This window comes from Burkholderia sp. 9777_1386, assembly GCF_015712265.1.
Taxonomy (GTDB): domain Bacteria; phylum Pseudomonadota; class Gammaproteobacteria; order Burkholderiales; family Burkholderiaceae; genus Burkholderia; species Burkholderia cenocepacia.
The window spans coordinates 25,477-44,432 of record NZ_JACCQB010000012.1 but is presented as its reverse complement, the minus strand read 5'-3'; the positions used below and the strand labels follow the sequence as shown (position 1 = coordinate 44,432).

19 protein-coding genes are annotated in these 18,956 nt (G+C 65.4%); 9 read left to right on the top strand and 10 right to left on the bottom strand.

Annotation, left to right across the window (positions count from 1 at the left end):
• Positions 1-25 precede the first annotated feature (25 nt).
• The gene (locus H0X91_RS12285) at positions 26-913 is read right to left on the bottom strand and encodes an NAD(P)H-binding protein (protein ID WP_060264388.1); all 888 of its coding nucleotides are present in this window, start codon (positions 911-913) and stop codon (positions 26-28) included.
• A gap of 134 nt (positions 914-1,047) precedes the next feature.
• Positions 1,048-1,971, bottom strand: coding sequence for an AraC family transcriptional regulator (locus H0X91_RS12280; RefSeq protein ID WP_060264242.1), 924 nt, complete (start codon positions 1,969-1,971; stop codon positions 1,048-1,050).
• A 192-nt stretch (positions 1,972-2,163) separates the two neighbouring features.
• Between H0X91_RS12280 and H0X91_RS12275 the strand changes: the two genes are divergently transcribed.
• Positions 2,164-2,358, top strand: a complete 195-nt coding sequence (locus H0X91_RS12275) for a hypothetical protein (RefSeq protein ID WP_006483197.1) — start codon at positions 2,164-2,166, stop codon at positions 2,356-2,358.
• Positions 2,359-2,371: 13 nt separating this feature from the next.
• On the opposite strand, the gene H0X91_RS12270 is transcribed toward H0X91_RS12275, so the two are convergent.
• On the bottom strand, positions 2,372-3,325 hold the full coding sequence (locus tag H0X91_RS12270) for a LysR family transcriptional regulator (RefSeq protein ID WP_006483210.1): 954 nt from the start codon (positions 3,323-3,325) through the stop codon (positions 2,372-2,374).
• Positions 3,326-3,425: 100 nt separating this feature from the next.
• On the opposite strand from H0X91_RS12270, the gene H0X91_RS12265 reads away from it, so the two are divergent.
• The 4 genes from H0X91_RS12265 to H0X91_RS12250 all read left to right on the top strand — a co-directional run bounded on the left by H0X91_RS12265 (position 3,426) and on the right by H0X91_RS12250 (position 7,914).
• A complete protein-coding gene (locus H0X91_RS12265) occupies positions 3,426-4,784 on the top strand; it encodes an NAD(P)/FAD-dependent oxidoreductase (protein ID WP_080331083.1) in 1,359 nt (452 codons plus the stop codon).
• A 326-nt stretch (positions 4,785-5,110) separates the two neighbouring features.
• Entirely contained in the window at positions 5,111-5,545 is a 435-nt protein-coding gene (locus tag H0X91_RS12260) for a hypothetical protein (protein WP_006483196.1), read from the top strand.
• 182 nt (positions 5,546-5,727) lie between these two features.
• Complete coding sequence (locus H0X91_RS12255) at positions 5,728-7,356, top strand: histidine-type phosphatase (protein WP_196433056.1); 1,629 nt, start codon at positions 5,728-5,730, stop codon at positions 7,354-7,356.
• A 183-nt stretch (positions 7,357-7,539) separates the two neighbouring features.
• Positions 7,540-7,914 (top strand): hypothetical protein, encoded by a 375-nt coding sequence (locus H0X91_RS12250; protein ID WP_196433055.1) that lies wholly within the window; start codon positions 7,540-7,542, stop codon positions 7,912-7,914.
• Positions 7,915-7,932: 18 nt separating this feature from the next.
• Here H0X91_RS12250 and H0X91_RS12245 read toward each other — a convergent pair whose 3' ends face one another.
• Positions 7,933-8,943, bottom strand: coding sequence for a sterol desaturase family protein (locus tag H0X91_RS12245; protein ID WP_256870224.1), 1,011 nt, complete (start codon positions 8,941-8,943; stop codon positions 7,933-7,935).
• A 49-nt stretch (positions 8,944-8,992) separates the two neighbouring features.
• Between H0X91_RS12245 and qhpR the strand changes: the two genes are divergently transcribed.
• Together qhpR and H0X91_RS12235 are read left to right on the top strand one after the other, a co-directional pair.
• Positions 8,993-10,039, top strand: a complete 1,047-nt coding sequence (qhpR, locus tag H0X91_RS12240; RefSeq protein WP_034203044.1) for an AraC-like transcriptional regulator QhpR — start codon at positions 8,993-8,995, stop codon at positions 10,037-10,039.
• Positions 10,040-10,125: 86 nt separating this feature from the next.
• Positions 10,126-10,431, top strand: a complete 306-nt coding sequence (locus H0X91_RS12235; RefSeq protein WP_080331084.1) for a hypothetical protein — start codon at positions 10,126-10,128, stop codon at positions 10,429-10,431.
• Positions 10,432-10,452: 21 nt separating this feature from the next.
• Here H0X91_RS12235 and H0X91_RS12230 read toward each other — a convergent pair whose 3' ends face one another.
• Positions 10,453-10,749: a hypothetical protein gene (locus H0X91_RS12230; protein ID WP_080331085.1), complete on the bottom strand. Its 297-nt coding sequence runs from the start codon at positions 10,747-10,749 to the stop codon at positions 10,453-10,455.
• 425 nt (positions 10,750-11,174) lie between these two features.
• Between H0X91_RS12230 and H0X91_RS12225 the strand changes: the two genes are divergently transcribed.
• Positions 11,175-12,779: an EAL domain-containing protein gene (locus H0X91_RS12225; protein ID WP_080331086.1), complete on the top strand. Its 1,605-nt coding sequence runs from the start codon at positions 11,175-11,177 to the stop codon at positions 12,777-12,779.
• 18 nt (positions 12,780-12,797) lie between these two features.
• On the opposite strand, the gene H0X91_RS12220 is transcribed toward H0X91_RS12225, so the two are convergent.
• The 4 genes from H0X91_RS12220 to kduI all read right to left on the bottom strand — a co-directional run bounded on the left by H0X91_RS12220 (position 12,798) and on the right by kduI (position 15,838).
• Entirely contained in the window at positions 12,798-13,169 is a 372-nt protein-coding gene (locus tag H0X91_RS12220; RefSeq protein WP_060212247.1) for an SH3 domain-containing protein, read from the bottom strand.
• Between the two features lie 65 nt (positions 13,170-13,234).
• Entirely contained in the window at positions 13,235-14,131 is an 897-nt protein-coding gene (gene kdgR / locus H0X91_RS12215; RefSeq protein ID WP_006494528.1) for a DNA-binding transcriptional regulator KdgR, read from the bottom strand.
• 59 nt (positions 14,132-14,190) lie between these two features.
• Positions 14,191-14,997 (bottom strand): 2-dehydro-3-deoxy-D-gluconate 5-dehydrogenase KduD, encoded by an 807-nt coding sequence (kduD, locus tag H0X91_RS12210; RefSeq protein ID WP_124633371.1) that lies wholly within the window; start codon positions 14,995-14,997, stop codon positions 14,191-14,193.
• A 4-nt stretch (positions 14,998-15,001) separates the two neighbouring features.
• Positions 15,002-15,838, bottom strand: a complete 837-nt coding sequence (gene kduI / locus H0X91_RS12205) for a 5-dehydro-4-deoxy-D-glucuronate isomerase (RefSeq protein ID WP_006494530.1) — start codon at positions 15,836-15,838, stop codon at positions 15,002-15,004.
• Positions 15,839-16,119: 281 nt separating this feature from the next.
• Between kduI and kdgT the strand changes: the two genes are divergently transcribed.
• Positions 16,120-17,139, top strand: a complete 1,020-nt coding sequence (gene kdgT, locus H0X91_RS12200) for a 2-keto-3-deoxygluconate transporter (protein WP_124633372.1) — start codon at positions 16,120-16,122, stop codon at positions 17,137-17,139.
• Positions 17,140-17,645: 506 nt separating this feature from the next.
• Here kdgT and H0X91_RS12195 read toward each other — a convergent pair.
• Positions 17,646-18,956, bottom strand: coding sequence for an SEL1-like repeat protein (locus H0X91_RS12195; RefSeq protein ID WP_181645694.1), 1,311 nt, complete (start codon positions 18,954-18,956; stop codon positions 17,646-17,648).

Below are 18,956 nucleotides of genomic sequence, written 5' to 3'. Positions count from 1 at the left end.
CGCACGCCGCGCACGGCCGCTTCATTCAATGCGCATGCCGGCGCACCAGTTGCGCAAGCACCTCCTCCAGCGTCGTCGCCCCGTACACCCGCTCCGACACACCGGCCTCCACATCGATGCGCCCCGCGTTGTGCACATCGTAGAGATCGACGATCAGCTGCGCATGACGTTCGCTGAGCCCGGCCCGCAGCAGCGTCGCATTCCACGTGTCGCGCGGCAGCTCGTGCGCGACGATCGAGCGGCCCGCCGCCGCGCCCAACGTATCCGCGATCGCCGTCACACTCACCCGCCGCGGCCCTTCGACGCTGACGATGCGCGGTCCGCTCCCGCCTTCCGGCGCATCGAGCAGCAGCCGCGCCGCGACGACGCCCACATCAGGCGCCCAGACCGTCGGAAACACCTTGCCGACCGGATGGTGAAAGCTCGGCAGCACGCCGGTGCCGAGCGCGACCGGCAGCACACGCGCCCAGTTCTGCAAATGTTCGGCCGACCGCAGCAACGTCAGTTGGGTGGGGATCGGCTTCAGCCGTTCCTCGAAGTCGTGGAACAGACGCGTGATACCCGTATTGCCCTCAAGCTCCGCGCCGTAGTCCGACAAAGCCAGCAACGCCGGCGGCGGGTTCGCGGCGAGCGCGGCGGTCGCTGCATCGATCGTCCGTGTCATCGTCGCGGCCGGATCGGGATCGGCGGCCGGCACCGGGCACAGCATCTGCACGGCCCGCGCGCCGTCGATCGCCGCGGTGATTGCATTCGCGTCCGTCAGGTCCGCGATCGCGACATCGCAGCCAAGCTGCACGAAACGTTCACGATGGCGTGCGTCGCGCAGCACCGCGCGCACGGAATGGCCTGCGTTGCGCAAGGCCGTCACGGTCGACAAGCCGACGTTGCCGGATGCTCCGAAGATCACGAACACGATCCGCTCCCGAGGGATGAAAGTGCTGTGATTGTCGGCAAGCGCGGCCGGAAAGGCGCACACGGGAGGATGAATCGAGCAGTAAAGGATGACGGGATGCGAGCGCGGGTACGGCCCGCGCGTCCGTTGGCGCGCTAGCGGCGCGGAGGTTTCGCGCCATCCTTACCGTCATACGCCAGCCGCAACCCGCTCCGCACACCCGACCGCGCGATCTCCGTCGGCGTCGCGCCGAGCACGCGGTTCATCCAGTTCGCCATATGGCTCTGATGCGCAAACCCGGCTTCCAGCGCGATCTGGCTGATGCTGAGCCGGCCTTCGAGCAGCAGCGCCTTCGCGCGCTCCACCCGGCGCCGCACGACGTACTGGTGCACGGGCATCCCGAGCGTTTCGCGGAACAGCACCTTGAAATGCGGCACGCTGATCGACACGAGCGCCGCGAGCTCGGCCAGCGTCATGCGCCGGTCGAGATTCGCTTCGACATAGTCGATTACGCGCGCCGCGGCCTTCGGCGCCAGCGTACGCCGGCGTTCGCGAAACGCGGGCTGGGCGTCGACCAGCCGCGCGACGAGCGCCGTGCACAGGCTTTCCGCGTAGAGCGGATCCGACGCGTCTTCCGCTTCGAGTTCGGCGGCCATCGCCCACGCGATGTGCTGCAGCCGCGGGTCGCGCACCTGCAGCCGCCGGCGGATCTGCACGTGCGACGGCTTCAGTTCGAGCTGCTCGACGGTGCGCCGCACGAAGGTATCGCTGAGCGCGATGTGCAGGATCCGGCAGTCGGCGCTGTCGGTCCACTGGCCGGGCAGGCCGGCCGGAATCACGTCGACGTCGCCGTGCGCCTGGATACGCGACACGCGCTCGCCGTCGCATACGCAGTCCGCCCGCACCGGCGCACCGATATGCACGCCGATCCGGTGATGCTCGGCCGCCGGAATCCGGTACGTGCCCGCGCGAATCTCCAGCAGCGACGCGCCGAAGCCGCGCCAGCCGAGCCCGCGGCTGGAGCGCAGGCTGACCGGGACGCCGTTGTCCGTCGGCGCGGCAAGAATCGGATCGCTCATTGATGGTCTCCACCAGATCAGGTGCCGAACGCGCATTGTGACGCGTTTCGGGCCGGCGTGCCGGCCGTGCGCGAGCGCCGCCGGATCAAGCAGAAAAAGATCATCCGTTTCTGCTCGGGACGATCCTTGCGTGCGCGCCGGCGGGCGCCGCGCCGCTTACGATCCGTTCATCCGACACCTACGGAGCCCGTCATGCCCCATTCCTGCCCGCAACGCGCGGCGTTCATCGCGCGTTCGCCGTCCACCGTTCGCCCTTCATCCGGCCCCGACGTCCGCAATACACGCACCGCCATCGCCGCGTGGTGCCTGCGCGTGGTCGGCTGGTACCGGCTCGAACGGCTGCTCGCATCGATTCCCGACAGCAACGACGATTTCGGGCTCGCCTGACCGCCGGTCGCGCCTACTTGCGTCGCCGCTCGTGCGACGCCACCGTCGCGCCGTCGATCACCGGCGCACCCTGCTTGATCAGGAAGTCGCGGAACAGCCCCGTCACTTGCGAGATCCGCCGGTCGGCGAGCGTCACCACATACCATTCGCGTTCGATCGGATTGCCGGGAAACGGCAGTTGGCCGAGCAGCCCCGTTCGCAGTTCGAGCGCACACGCGTGCAACGACAGGAACGCGACGCCGAGGCCCGCTTCGGCCATCTGCTTGATCGCCTCGTTGCTCGACAGTTCGGAACCCACATGAAAGCGATGGCCCGCGTTCTTGAACAGGCTCTCGACGGTCGAGCGCGTGCCCGCGCCGCGCTCGCGCACGAGCAGGTGCGCAGATTCGAGATCCTTCAGCGCGACGCGCTTGCGCTGCATCAGCGGATGGCCGGGCGCCGCGACGAACACCATCGGATGCTTCGCGAACTCGACCGCGTGCGTGCGCAGTTCCTTCGGCGCGCTGCCCATCACCGCGAGATCGATTTCATGCGTCGCGAGCATGCGGATGATGTCGTCGCGGTTGCCGACCTTGAAATACGTCTTCACGTGCGGACGCGTCGCGGTGAATTTGACGAGCAGCGGCGGGATCAGGTATTCGGCCGTCGTGATCGCGCCGATCCGCAGCGTGCCGCCGAGATCGCCCGTCAGCGCGGCCACTTCGTCACCGGCCTCGCTCCACAGATGCAGGATCTCGCGCGCGTAGCGCGCCACGATCTCGCCGGCCGCGGTCAGCTGCACGCCACGCCCCACCCGCTGCAGCAACGCGGCGCCCACGGCCTCCTCGAGCAGGCGAACCTGCAGCGACACGGCCGGCTGCGTCAGGTTCAGCTCCTCGGCCGCGCGCGACACGCTGCCGAGCCGCGCGATCATGTCCAGCGCCTTCAGCTGCCGGAACGTTGCGGTCTTTCCTATAAGTGAATACATATGAGTCGCTTATAAACATTAAATTGTTCGAGTGGGTTCGAAACTATATCGTCGGTTCTTGAGCAATGTCATCCGAATCGTCATTCAGCGGGAGCCCAACATGGACAACACCACGCCCACCCTTGCAACGGACCGCGCACCGCGCGTGCCGCGCATCGTGATCGTCGGCGGCGGCGCCGGCGGCCTGCAGCTCGCGACGCGTCTCGGCGATACGGTCGGACGCCGCGGGCAGACCGACGTCGTGCTCGTCGACCGCTATCCGACGCACTTCTGGAAGCCGCTGCTGCACGAAGCCGCATCGGGCCATCGCGATCCGGCCTCCCACACGATCGAATACGCGGCGCAGGCGAAGCGTCACGGCTTCCGTTTCGTGCAGGGCGCGCTGCGGCGGGTCGACCGCGCGGCCCGCACGGCGACGATCGCGGCCGTGCGGGAAGCGGACGGCACGGAAATCCTGCCGCAGCGGGAACTCGACTATGACGATCTCGTGCTGGCGGTCGGCAGCGTGACGAATTTCTTCAATGTGCCGGGCGCCGAGCGTCATGCGCTGCCGCTCGAAAACCTCGACCAGGCCGAGGATTTCCGCCGCAAGTTCCTCGCTGCGTGCACGAAGGCGAATCACCTGGCCGAGCAGCAGCCCGCGCGGCGGGGCGCGCCGATCTGCATCAACGTGATCGGTGCGGGCGCGACGGGCGTCGAGCTGGCCGCCGCGCTGCGGCACGCGATCCAGCAACTGACCACGTACCGCTTCAAGGCGCTGGTGTCCGCACGCGACGTGCACATCCGGCTGATCGAAGGCGGCCCGCGCATCCTGCCGGCGCTCGACGAACGGCTGTCCGGCAAGATGCACGCGCAGCTTCGCGCGCTGAACGTCGACGTGCTGACCGATACGCGCGTGGCGGAAGTCGGCGCGGATGCCGTGACGACCGCGGCGGGCGAACGGCTCGCGAGCGACATCACGATCTGGGCGGCCGGCGTCGCCGGCCCCGCGATGCTGCGGGACATCGGCGACATCGCGCTGAACCGCTCGAACCAGGTGATCGTGACCGACACGCTGCAGACGCCCGACGATCCGCACGTGTATGCGTTCGGCGATTGCGCCGCGTGCCCGTCGACTGGTGCCGGCGGGTTCCTGCCGCCGCGCGCGCAGGTCGCGCACCAGCAGGCCGTGTATCTGGTCAACGCCCTCGCGCGCCGCGTCGCCGGCAAGCCGGTGGCCGGCTTCACGTTCCGCGATGCGGGCACGGTCGTGTCGCTCGGGCATGCGGGTGCGGTGTACCAGACGGACATCGGCGTGCGCTCGCGCTCGCTGATCGTCGACGGGCTGGCGGCGATCGGGCTGTACAAGTTCCTGTATCGCAAGCACCTGTTCAGCGTGGTCGGCGTGAAGCGCGCGCTGTTCCAGTCGCTGAGCCACTGGCTGCAAAGCCGTAACCAGCCGTCGATCAAGCTGCACTGATCGCGCCTGTTCGCGCGCACCCTCGCAACGCGGCATATCGGGCGGGCATCGCTCGACATGCCGTTTCCTTATATGCATATGCGCGATGCATCCAGAATGTGCGCCATGCTGGTGCATCACATTGAAGGCCGTCGATGCGCTGCCATTCGCGCGGAAAATGCCGTGCGACACGTGTCCCGCGCCCGCTCTGGCTTGCCGCCCCATTCATTAGTCGAATCGTATGAGTCGGCTAAAAATATTAATTGGTCGCATTTTCCGGATCGACGCTAAGGTGTGTGGCATTCCCGTCGGCGAACGGATCATCACGTTTCTGAAAAGGAATCACCGTGGTCATCGAAGCCATCGTCACCCGTCTCGACGCAGCATTCGCCCAGATCGAAGCAACACCGGATTCGCGCGAATCGCGCCATCAGCGCGACGCGATCATCCAGTGGCTCGACCGGGCATCGGAAGAAGGATATCGACTCGGTCTCGTCACGACGCTGCCGGCCGCACGGCTCAGCGACATGTTCGAAGGCCAGTTCGGCCGCGCGAACCTCGACCGCTTCTCGGTCGTCGTCACGGATTCGGATCAACAGGACTCCGGATCAAATCAACATCCGTTCGATGTCGCGTTGCAAGCGCTCGGCGTGCCGCCGGAGCGCGCGGTCGGGATCGCGAGCAGCGAACCGGAACGCCGCGAAGTCGAACATTTCGGCCTGTCGCGCTGCGTGAACATCACCGATACGGTGCGCTCGATCGCATCGGCCGGGCTGCACTGAACGCCCGCCCCCGGGCCGGCCGCAGCCGGCCATCATCGTCGATCCGGCGGCAATCCGACGATTGTCCGACCGCATCCTGACATTCTGCTGTCAAAGTCGCTTGCAACACTCCGTGGCTCGACCACATTGCCCCGGAGACGGTACGACGCGCATGCGCATCGTGCCGTCCGTTGCCCGCCACGATGACACGCCCGACCCGCACCGCCGCCGCCCTCACGATCGCCTGTCTGTTGCTCGCCGCCTGCGGCGGGGATGATGACCCGACGCCGCCCGCCACGTCGGCCGACAACAACGGCACGGCGCCCGCACCGCAACCGCAACCTCAGCCCACGCCTGACCCTGCGCCCGCGACCTACTACCAGACGAAGACGCCGTACCGCCCGCAGCAGGACGCCGCGACCTACGAAGCGCCGCCGGCCGACTACGCGCCGGTCTACACCGAACTCGTCGCACGGCACGGCTCGCGCGGGCTGTCGGGCTTCAAGTACGACGGCGCGATCTACGCGATGCTGGTCAAGGCCGAGGCCGACGGCGCGCTGACCGCGCTGGGCGCGCAACTCAAGGCCGACACGTACGCGATGATGAAGGCCAATGCGCTGCTCGGCTACGGCGTGCAGGGCATCTCGACACCCGGGTACGGCAACCTCACGCAAACCGGCATCCGCGAACATCAGCAACTCGCCGCGCGTCTCGCGCAGCGGCTGCCTGCGCTGTTCGCCGCGGGCAACCGGCAGGTGGTCGTCGTCAACTCGGGCCAGGATCGCGCGGTCGACAGTTCGACATATTTCTCGGCGGCGCTCGTTGCCGCGCAGCCGGCACTGGCGCCGGCCATCACGCTGCCGGCCGCACCGGCCGGCTATCCGGCGAACGCACCGGTCGCGCAGCCGGCCGGCACCAATCGCTTCCTGCTGTATTTCCACTCGCTGAAGCCGGCCACCGATCTCGTGACCGACACGAGCGATCCGTACTACGCGACCTATCAGGCGAGCCAGGCATACCAGGCCTATGCAAACGACGCGACGGTGGCCGCGAAGCTGAAGGCGATCAAGGCCGCGCCCCAAGCGGCCGACGTCGCGCGAACGGTGCTGACCGCGCTCGTGTCGCCGGCCTTCATCGCGAAGCTCGGCACCGACGGCTACACGTTCGCGAACACCGGCACCTATGCGTTTACATCGACGGACGGCAAGTTCACCAACACGCTGAAGGGCGACGGCAAGACGAAGATCGCGACGGCCGTCGATGCGGTGAACGTGCTGTACAACCTGCTGCAGGTTGCGCCGGCCATGACCGCGGAAACCGGCGGCGTCACGATGGAGAAATACATCGGTGCCGAGCAGGCGCAGTATCTCGCGTACCTGCAGGACGCCGAGGACTACTACCAGAAAGGGCCCGGCATCCAGGAAGCGAACCCGGTGACGTACCGGATGGCGAAGGTGCTGCAGGACGATTTCTTCGGTGAAGTCGATGCGATCGCGCGCGGCGACCTGACGCATGCCGCGAAGCTGCGCTTCACGCACGCGGAGATCGTGATTCCGTTCGCGTCGATCATGAACCTGAAGAACGTGTTCGTGCCGACGCCGCAAGCGCAGACGTACACGTACGCGAACAACCCGTGGCGCGGCGACCAGGTGTCGCCGATGGCCGCGAACATGCAATGGGATGTTTATCGCAACGGGACGCGGCTCATCGTGAAGATGCTGTACAACGAGCGCGAAACGGATTTCCAGGCCGCGTGCGACGGCGCGAAGATCGCGCCAACCAGCCACTTCTACGACTACGCGGGGCTGAAGCAGTGTTACGGGTATCAGTGACGCATGGTGACGACAACGTATGCCGGATGCGCGATGCATCACGTCGACGACGTCCGCCCTTGTCCTTCATGCCCGCAATCACAGTCGACAATCTCGAATATCGCGGCCAATTAAAATATCTGATTGCGACCTATCAAGTTTTATCATCTCTGGTCGTTACTATGAATTTCGACCAGGGATGGCATGAATTCAATCATTACGCGCTTGTTTGGCGGACTCACTCGCCCCTACTATATTCGTAACTTTCTTTTCAGCTTGATCTTCCCCACGGTTTTCATCTTCATTTCCAGCTTCGGGAAAGAAAGCCTTCCCGGAGGATTGCTCGCGCTTGTATTGATTTTCATGGCGGTGAGTTGCCTCCTCTACCCTTATTCCCGATTTGTCTACGAAAGCGTCGTGAACTACATCGTTGGACGCAATATGTTCTTTGTCAATGCAGCATTGATGCTGGTTGTCAAGTTCATGACCATGTTCCTGTGTTGGTATCTAGCCATTTTCATCGCACCGCTCGGCCTGGCATACCTTTTCTTCCGTCATCGCCCGACAGGCGCCAACTGAAAAACCGGCCCCGCGCGGTCAAGTACCGCGCTCGGTCATGTCCGCCCGACTCGCCCCTTCCTCCCCTTTCCGCTCGACGCTCCACGTATGGATCGGCCGATGCCCGGGCCGCTCCCACTCGGGCGGCATCCACAGATGCTTCAAGCGCTGCAGAACCGGCCCGGGTGCGAGCACATCGCGCCACATGTCGACGAATTCGTGCACGCTCAGAACAAGAAAGTTGTACGAACGAATCTGCTGCGTGATGCCGTAGTCGACCGGCTCCGTTTCCTCGACATAGGTGCCGAACATCCGGTCGAAGATGATCAGCACGCCGCCGTAGTTGCGGTCGATGTACCGCGGATTGCGGCCATGATGCGCGCGATGGTTCGACGGCGTGTCGAACACGTACTCGAACCAGCGCGGCAGCCGGCCGATCGCTTCGGTATGCACGAAGTACTGGTACGCGAGATCGACGGCAAGCAGGAACAGCACGACGGCGGGCGGAATGCCGAGCCACACCGGCGGCAGATAGAACAGGAACACGCCGACGAACGCGTTCAGCAGCGACTGGCGCATCGCCGTCGTGAAGTTCATCACCTCGCCGCTGTGATGCGGCACGTGTGCGGCCCAGAACCAGCGCACGCGGTGCGACGTGCGATGAAACCAGTAGTAGCAGAACTCGACGACGACGAAGATCGGCACGATCGTGAAGCCGTTCACCGGCACGTCGAACAGCCGGTGTCGATAGACCCACGCGAAGATCGCACCGGTCAACAGCAATCCCGTCACGGTCTCGGCCACCTGATAACCGGCGCCGAGCGACAGGTTCGCGACGATCTCCTTCCAGCGAAACGGCTCGCGGCGGCCGCGCCGGGTCATTACCGCGTACTCGACCGCGAATGCGATCAGGAACACCGGCGTCATGCCGATCAGCAGCACCTGCTTCCAGTCCACGTCGTTACCCAGGAACGCATGGAGCCACGTCATCAACTCGGTCGGCATGTCGACAGCCTCGATCGGGAACTGCCGCGCAGTATGGTCGCGCACGGGTCGGCCCGCGTTGACACTTGCCGACGATTACTTGACACTTTCCGCCATGCCCGCCGCCTCCCCGCTTGCGACCCAGCGCATCTATTACTCGAGCACGTACGTGCGGCTGCTGTTCGACTATCTGTCCGGGCAGGGCAAGGATGCGGCGCGCGTGCTCGGCGAGGCACGGCCACCCGAGGACGACCGCGGGCTGACGCTGTACGCGAGCGCGCATTGGCGGCGTCTGCTCGAACGCGCGGCCGATGCGCTCGACGATCCGCTGCTCGGCCTGCACGTCGGCCAGCGGATCACGCCCGCGCATCTCGGCGCGCTCGGCTATGCGCTGCATGCGTGCCGCGACGCCGGCGCGGCGCTCGCGCGCTGGCAGCAATACGAACACCTGATCGCGAACGTCGCGCGCATGGAAGTGCGCGTCGAGGCAACGTCAGTGGCGATCGAATGGCACGATGCACCGGAACCACTCGGCCCGCTCGTCGACGAAGTCGCGCTGACCGCGATCGTGCAATTCGCGCGCAATATCACCGGCACGCGCACCGGGCCCGACGAAGTCTGCTTCGTGCATCCGTCGCCCGGCGACGAACAGCCGTACCGCGACTACTTCGGCTGCCCGGTCCGGTTCGGCCAACCGGTGAACCGGCTCGCCTTCCCGTTGCGCTTGCTCACGCAGCCGCTGCAGCGGCCCGACGACGCGCTGCGGCAGATGATGGAGCGCCAGGCGAGCGCGCTGCTCGCGGAACTGCGGCAGACGGACGATCTCGAACAGTCGGTGCGCGAGGCCGTCGCGCGTTTGCTGACGCAGGGTGAAGTGAGCATCGAGCAGATCGCGGCGGATCTGCATGTGTCGTCCCGCACGCTGCATCGCCGGCTGGCCGGGCTCGGGCTGAACTTCCGGCGCTTGCGCGAGGATACGCGGCGGCGGCTCGCGATCGATCATCTGAACGATCCGCGGCTCACGCTCGCCGAAGTGGCCTGGTTGCTCGGCTATTCCGAACACAGCGCGTTTACACGCGCCTTTCGGCGCTGGACCGGGGAATCGCCGCAGCAGTGGCGCAGCCGTCAGCCGGCGCGGGCAGCCAGCGTCGCGCGCGGCTGAGCGGCTGTTGGGGCGGGTGCACGCATCGCGCGCGGACGAACTCGCATCGGCTCGCGTGGTCGAACCCGCATCGCCGGAGAACCCTCATGAAACGCGTCGCCCTTGCCGCCGCCCTGACCCTGTTTGCCGCCTTCAACGCGCCGGCCATCGCCGGTGCGCCCTCCGGCGCTGTCGCGCCGGTTCCGGCTCAGGCCTACGCGAAAAATTGCGTGCCGTCGCGGGATGCCGCGCCAGGCGCCCGTTCGCCGTCCGGCGCACCGCCGATCCGCGTATGCGTCGGCGACGCCGACACGCAACTGAACCTGCCGTGGTTCCTGACCGACGTGCTCACCGCGGTGGACACGCATCAGTCGCCAAGCGGCCTGCTCCACAAGATGCGCAACGACTTCTGAAGCGCAGCCGCCCCCCATCGTTCATGGCCCGTCGGCGCGCTTCAGCACCTCGATGAACGTGCCGACGATGCCGGCCCACATGGCAGGATCGGCAATACGCTCCAGCAGCACCCGCAATGCCCGTCGTTCTTCGTTCGACAGCACGCCGTGCGCGCCGCGGATGCTGTCGTAGCGCGGCGTGCCGCGCGACGCGAGTGCGCGATCGAGCGAGTAGTCGCGCGTCTGTCCATCCACTGCAATCCTGATCCACAGCGAACCGCCGTCCGCCACGGCGGCGCCATCGGTCACGATGACCGTGGGTCCGGCATTTTCTTCCATCGTCACGCTCCGGTTTGACGCCCTGGCAGAAGTCTGCCGCCGGCCGCGCCACATGGAAATGTTTCTTTTTGAGACACAATTACAAAACCACATCAATATTTAAACAACAATATTTCGTAATATCGCGCCGCGTCTTATACTTGCCGCGCACCATCCTCGTGCCAAGAGACGGTGTTTTTTGTCCCGGCTGCACACACTGTGCGGCCGGGGCTTTTTTCGGTACGCTGCGTCGATATACATGCTCAATGCGCGCATGTTATTGAGGAATGCTGCCAGATGAAGGGTCGATCGCGACAGGCCGAGCCGATGCCGTCGCGCCGGCCGAATCGACCGGCGTCCCGAAACCGGCGCGCGAGCCGCATGGCCCGAATCGGGCATGCGGGATGCGCGCCGTTGGCGCATCGACCGGTTCGACTTGCCACGCCATGCGTACAACACCAAAGGCAACCGCGGGACTGTGGGCGCTCACGCCCGGCTCGAAGCCCCTTTTCCATCGCCGCGGCGCGTGGCCGCGCGTCGTGTTTTTCGCCGCCGTGATCATTTGCGTGCTCGTGCCCGCGTTCGCGATCGTGCTGGCCGACCGCTACGCGCGCGATGCCGTCACCGCGCATGAGCGCGTCGTGGCAAACGACATCGTGGCTTCCGTGGACCGCATTCTGGACGGCGTGCGCCTTCGACACGCGGACGAGCTGACCGCACTGGTCGGGCGGCCGTGCGCGACGGTGTTCCGGACACTCGCCGAAGTGGGCACTCGCCTGCGCTATCTGCGGGCGGTCGCGCTGGTAAATGACGGGCGCGTGATGTGTTCGTCGGCGCTCGGCTCGATCGACCTGCCGCTCGCCGCGTATGCGCGCGAACCCGAACCGGGATCGATGATCGTCACGCTGCTGCGCCAGACGCCGTTCCAGCATGGCATTCCGGTACTGTCCGCGTTCCGCGCGACCGCGCGCGGCGCGGGCGTCCTGTACCTGATCGAAGGCGACTACGTCGCCGACGCGCTGAACCACGGCACCGGCGATGGCGCGGAAACGGCCACGCTGTCGATCGCGGGTTCGGGCCGTCTCGATCAGCACGGCAAGTTCGCGCCGGAAACGGCGGCCGGCCCCGTCGGCGGCAGCACGATGGCGTCGCAGCGCTGGCCGTTCACGGTGTCGGTCATCGCCTCGGCGCGCTACGCGGCACAGGTGCAGCGCCACTACCGGCTGATCTGCGCGACGATCGTGCTGCTGGCCGACAGCCTCGTGATGGCCGCTTACCTGCTCGCGATGGCCCCGCGGCGGCTGTTGCTGAAAGCGGTGCGCCACGCGCTCAGGCGCAACGAATTCCATGTCGTGTACCAGCCGATCGTCGACGTGCAGACGCGCAGGACGGTCGGCGTCGAAGCGTTGCTGCGCTGGCACCATCCGAAGTGGGGGGCCATCAGCCCGGCCGCATTCATCCCGCAGGTGGAATCCAGCACCGTGCTGCCGAAGGTCACCGAATTCGTGCTGCGCACGGCCGTGTCCGAACTGACCGCGCTGACACCGTCCGCGCCGCTGCGCATCGCCGTGAACGTTGCGCCGCAGGATCTCGAGCGCGGGCGGTTCGTGGCCGTCGTCGAGGAGGCGATCCGCGCGCTGCCGCCCGGCTTCACGCTGGTGCTCGAAGTCACCGAGCGCATCCTGCTGGAGAAGAACGCGCGAACCACCGAGATCTTCCAGACGCTGCGCTCGAAAGGCGCGAAGTTCGCGATCGACGATTTCGGCACGCATCACAGCAATCTCGACATGCTGTCGCGCTTTCCGTTCGACTACGTGAAGATCGATCGGCTGTTCATCTCGCAACTGGACGGCGGCAGCGCGAGGCTGATCGAAGGGATCGCGGCCGTCGCGCATCACTACGGCCTGAAGATCATCGCGGAAGGCGTGGAGACGGAAGCGCAGCATCGCGCGCTGCATGCGGTCGGGATCCAGTATGCGCAGGGATATCTCTACCAGCGGCCGCTGCGCGCGGAGAACCTGAAGCGCGATTTCGCATGGGCGCCGGTGTAGCGGCGCCGCCGACGGCGACTACTGCGCGCCGTATCGACCGTCGAGGCGCACGCGGCCCTGCTCGACCCATCCTTCGAAGTCGTCGCCGGTCTTGCCGTTCACGTACATGATGTTGTACCAGCGCCCGTGCGACTTGTAGACGGTCACCGAATCGCCGGGAACGATGAAGGTCCGCTTCGTCATGCATTGCGCGTCGGGCGCCGAGTAGAAATACGCGCGCCCCGTGCCGATCACCGTACCCGACGCCGGCGGCCGGAAGTTGTCGTCCGGGCCGCTCGTGGCCGCATCGAGCTGCCCGCAATCGACCGCGCGCGTCGCGTGCGCGCCGCTCGCAGCCAGGCTCGCGCCGAGCACCAGCATCGCGATGCCCATGCGCATCGTCATTTTCATCTGCATGATCAAGTTCTGTATGCCGTATGGTTGTTTCGGCGTGCCGGTTCGCGCCCGGCACACGCTCAATCCTGCGCGATGGTCGTCGCTTCGACGCCTACCGCCTCCGGATGATGCCCGAGCCGGGCGGAAATCGCCTGCCCGGCCTCCTTCAGCAACGCGACGTAATGCGCCTTCGTGTCCGCGCCGCACCGCATCGTCGGGAACGACAGCGACAACCCCGCGATCACGCGACCGAAACGGTCGAACACCGGCACCGCGAGACACAGCAGGCCGTCTTCCTGCTCCTCGTTGTCCTCGCCGTAGCCCTGCTGCCGCACGTGCGGCAGGATGCTCATCACCGCATCCGCCGACGCCAGCGTCTTCGCGGTCGACTTCCTGAACTCGATGCCGGCCAGCACCGCACGCGCGTCGCCGGGCGTCATCCATGCGAGCAGCACCTTGCCGATCGCGGTGCTGTACAGCGGATTGCGCCGGCCGATCCGCGACTGCATGCGCAGCCCGTAATCGGCGTCGATCTTGTGGATGTAGATGATCGCGTCCTCGTCGAACGCGCCGAGATGCACGGCTTCGCGCGTCAGTTGCCCGATGCGGCGCATCTCGAGATCGGCCTCGCGCACGAGGTCCACGCTTTCCAGCGCCTTGCTGCCGAGCTCGAACAGCCGGATCGTCAGCCGGTAGCGGTCGGTCTCGCCTTCCTGCGCGACGTAGCCGAGCGTCTTGAGCGTCTGCAGGAAGCGATGCACCGTCGTCTTCGACATGCCGAGCTGGTGCGACAGTTCGCTGATGCCGATCTCGCGGCGCTCGCCGAGCGCGGCGAGGATCGTGAAGACCTTGCCGACCGCGGCGACCGAATCGGGCTTCTCGACGCTCCCTGCCGCCGACGGGTCGGCCCCCGGTTGGCCGCCACCGGTTTCCTGGTTCGCCTGATCGCGCTTGCGCTGCCTGGGCGTTGCTGTCATGTCCGTGAATCCGTGAGATGCGAATCGGGAGAGCATAACGCGTTCATCGCGCGAGCCGGTCAGCGCGCGAGCCAACCGCCGTCGACGGCCAGCGTATGGCCGTGCACGTAGTCCGACGCGCGCGACGCGAGGAACACCGCCGCGCCCGCGAGATCGTCCGGCACGCCCCAGCGGCCGGCCGGGATGCGGCCGAGGATTTCGTCGCTGCGCCGGCTGTCCTCGCGCAACTGCGCGGTGTTGTCGGTCTCCATGTAGCCGGGCGCGATCGCGTTCACGTTGATGCCGCGCGCGGCCCATTCGTTCGCGAGCAGCCGCGTGAGGCCCAGCACGCCGCTTTTCGACGCCGTGTACGACGGCACGCGAATGCCGCCCTGGAACGACAGCATCGACGCGACGTTCACGATCTTGCCGCCGCGCCCCTGCCGCACCACCTGCCGCGCGACGGCCTGCGACAGGAAGAACACGCTCTTCAGGTTCACGTCGATCACGGCGTCCCAGTCGGCTTCGGTGAACGCGAGCGCATCGCAGCGGCGGATCATGCCCGCGTTGTTGACGAGGATGTCGACGTGGCCGAACGCATCGACCGCACCCTCGACGATCCGCTCGACCGGCTCGAGCGTCGACAGATCCGCGCGCACGTCGACGAAGCGCCGCCCGGCGGCCGCGACGCGCGCCGACGTTGCATCGGATGACGAACGATTCGCACCGACGATGTCGCACCCGGCCGACGCGAGCGCGACGGCCATCGCCGCGCCGAGCCCCGTGTTGCAGCCGGTGACGATCGCGACCTTGCCGGTGAGGTCGAACAGGCGGGCGAGCGCGGCATGCGCGCCGGCGGCGGGAAGATCGGGCGTTTCGCGTTTCATGATGTCAGCGCAGGTCGGCGACGGCGATGTGATCCATGTCCTTGAACACCTGATTCTCGCCGGCCATCCCCCAGATGAACGTGTATGCCTGCGTGCCGACGCCGGAATGAATCGACCAGCTCGGCGAAATCACGGCTTGCTCGTTGTGCACCACCACGTGACGCGTCTCCCGCGGTTCGCCGAGCAGATGGAACACGGCCGCGTCGGCGGCGAGATTGAAGTAGAAATACACCTCCATCCGCCGCTCGTGCGTGTGACACGGCATCGTGTTCCACAGGCTGCCGGGCTCGAGTTTCGTCATCCCCATCGACAACTGGCAGGTCGGCAATACGTCGGGCACGATGAACTTGTAGATCGTGCGACGGTTGCTCGTGGCCGCGTCGCCGAGCGTTTCGGGCGATGCCTGCGCGAGCGTGATCGTGCGGGTCGGATAGGCCGTGTGCGCGGGCGCGCAGTTCAGGTAGAACTTCGCCGGCCGCGCGTGATCGTCGCTGCCGAACACGACACCCTGCCCGCCTTGCCCGATATAGATCGCCTCTTCGGTGCCCACCGCATGACGCTGCCCGTCGACCTCGACCCAGCCCGGCCCGCCGATGTTGATCGCCCCGAGTTCGCGCCGCGCCAGCAGATGGCTCACGCCCATCGCGGCGCCGAGCGACGCCGGCACCTCGACCGGCCGCGTGGCCGGCCACGCGCCGCCGACGATGATGCGGTCGATATGGCTGTAGGTGAGCGACAGCGCGTCCGGCGCGAACACGTTCTCCACCAGGAAATGCCGGCGCAGGCCGGCCGTGTCGAGCGCCTTCGCGTGTTCGCTGTGTATGCCCTGTCGCACGTCCATGCCGGTTCTCCGTTGGGGAATGGGCAGGCCGCCGGCACCGTCGCCGCCGCTCGCCCTGATGAAGATTGAAGCACACATTTATCAAATTCGGAACGTCGATCCGGATTTTCGATCCAGCTTCGTCGATCGATCAATTCCTTTCCTGCAACAGCCATCGCGTCTTACGGGTATACGACTACCACTGAAATTCACAAAAACGGACCATCGTTCCGAATCCTGTCCTATAGTCAGTCAGCAGACATCATTCGACAACGGGACGCATCGACGTCCACGGAGGAGACGTGAAGCTGAAACAGGCCATCGACCGCATTCCGGGCGGGCTCATGCTGGTCCCGATGCTGCTGGGTGCGTGCGTGCATACGTTCGCCCCGAACGCCGGAAAGTACTTCGGTTCGTTCACCAACGGCCTGATCGCCGGCACGGTGCCGATCCTCGCCGTCTGGTTCTTCTGCATGGGCGCGACGATCAACCTGCGCGCGACGGGCGTCGTGCTGCGCAAATCGGGCACGCTGCTCGCGACCAAGATCGTGGTCGCGTGGCTCGCGACGCTGATCGCCGCGCAGTTCATCCCCGACGACGGCATCCGCACGGGCCTGTTCGCGGGCCTGTCGCTGCTCGCGATCACGACGTCGATGGACATGACCAACGGCGGCCTCTATGCGGCCGTGATGCAGCAGTACGGCAGCAAGGAAGAAGCCGGCGCGTTCGTGCTGATGTCGATCGAATCGGGGCCGCTCGTCAGCATGCTGATTCTCGGCGCGGCGGGCGTCGCGGTGTTCGAGACGCGGCTCTTCGTCGGCGCGGTGCTGCCGTTCCTGATCGGCTTCACGCTCGGCAACCTCGATGAAGACCTGCGCGAGTTGTTCGGGCGCTGCGTGCATCCGCTGATTCCGTTCTTCGGCTTCGCGCTCGGCAACGGCATCGATCTGAACGTGATCGCGAAGAGCGGGCTGCCGGGTATCGCACTCGGGCTCGCGGTGATCGTCGTGACGGGCGTGCCGTTGATTCTGGCGGACAAGTTCGTGGGCGGCGGCAACGGGACGGCCGGCCTTGCCGCGTCGTCGACGGCCGGCGCCACGGTCGCGAACCCGGCGATCATCGGCGAGATGATTCCGAAGTTCAAACCGATGGTGCCGGCGGCGACGGCGATCGTCGCGACCGCGTGCCTCGTGACGGCGATCCTCGTGCCGATTCTGACGGCGATGTGGGCGAAGCGGGCGGCGAGGGTGTCTGGGGTGCCGGTGAGGGTCGCCGCGCGGGTCGGGAATGGCGGGGCGATCGAGCATGAGGGGCATGTCTGAGGAGGAACAGCGATCGCCCAGTGATTCGCCGCCTTCGGCTTCTACGACGACGGCATTCCGTGGGACGTTTCCGCCGTGTCGCGGCTCACGGGAGCGTAGAACACGCGGCACCACACCCGGTAAACCACACAGGCGCCGCCGAGGGTCAAGATCGCCATCGTGATCGGCAACACGCGCATGCCGATGTGGACTCCGGGATCAATCAGTCGTCAGGTGCGCGATGCCGGTTAGCCGGGCGGGTGGTCGACGGACGGCAATGCGTTGTCTTGGTGAAAGGGGTGCTGCGTATCGTCAATCTGGTCGGTTTGGGTGCCGCGCAACCTGCGTCGTCTTGCGGGCAGGGTTGGCAGTCTGTGCGCGCGTAGCATTCTCGCTCTTCGAGCACGCGGCCAGCAGGCACGAAACAAGCAAGGCGATAGACGTTCTACGCATGATCAATCGAGCCTGCTGCGCGTGGCCGCAATCGAACGAGCGGATTGGCCACGCAGCCTTGATGCATGAACCGGTCAAGCCTGATCAAGGTACGCAACGAGTTCCCACGCAACTTGTTCAACGTGCTGGCGCGTCCCCATCATGCTGTCGAGCACCGCCAGCTTTCTCGGTTCATGCACGACGACAGACGGCAGCGCGTCGCCCTTGAGGAATCGACGCTGCGTATCGCCAAACTGACCCGCACCGAGTTTCGCGCACCATACGCCGTCTTCCGGGCAAGTCTGGCCCGTGTGAGCAACCGTACCCAACGGCAGGCGGGATGCGACGTTTTCCGGTTGCTCGGCCTGCGAAGTCTTGTCCGCGGATCCTGGGAGCGGTAATCCTGTCGCGGGATCGAGATGTTTGGCTTTCGCCATCTCGTTGATGAACTCGTCTGAAGGCTTCTGCGGTGGCGTCGCTGCGTCTTGTTCCTTTTGCCATTGGAACGTGCCGTCCCACGGCGGCAGTTTTGCCGGCGGCAGCGGAACAATCTTGTCGAGGTCGGGAACCTTCGGGTTACGGCTCTCGTTGCTATCGAGAAATTTGCCGATCAACCGATAACGACGCGAGCGTTCTGGATCATGCGCGAGCGCAAGGTACGAAAGACGATTTGATGCCTCGGGGCCATTGAATCCCTCTTCGAGTGCCAACGCAGCTTGAGCACTCCCCGCCTTCACACCTTTTTGAAAGGATAAAACGGCATCCGAATATTTTGAGTCGTTTTTAAAATTAATTCCCAAATAATTGGCAGCATCTCCGTAACCTTGATTGGTCGCACACTGCCTCATTTGACGTGCAATCTCGGGAGCTCGATCGTGTGGCGCCAGCTGCTCGGCAACATAAGTTTGTGCCTCAGGACTTCCCATGTCCGCAGCCTTCCTGAAATACCGCAAGGCCATCTCGGCATCCTGCTTTACCCCATAGCCAGCTTCGAGATAGTGCCCGATGTCGTAATAGCCACCAGGAACTCCGTCATCAATTAACTTCTTTGCCAGCGCAATGGTTTCCTTTGCCCCGTCAGGGGAGTTAGCCAACCCTTGGGAAATCAGCTTCTGTGCGTTAGTGTTGGCTTTGTAGTGACCATACGCTGCAGCTATTCGATAGTAGCGGACGATTTCATCGAAATCCTTTGGACCATCGATTTTCTGCAAATAGCGACCATACTGAAACAACTGATCTGCCCGCGGATCCAAAGGCGGAAGATGTTCACTCTCGTGCACACACGTAAATGCGAGATTGGCTCGTACGGCCGACATATCGGGTAAATTCGAGTCCACTGAGTCTTCCTTGTTGGTGCAGGCGCACACTAGCAACACGACCGTATAAATTACAAGCGACTTTCTCAT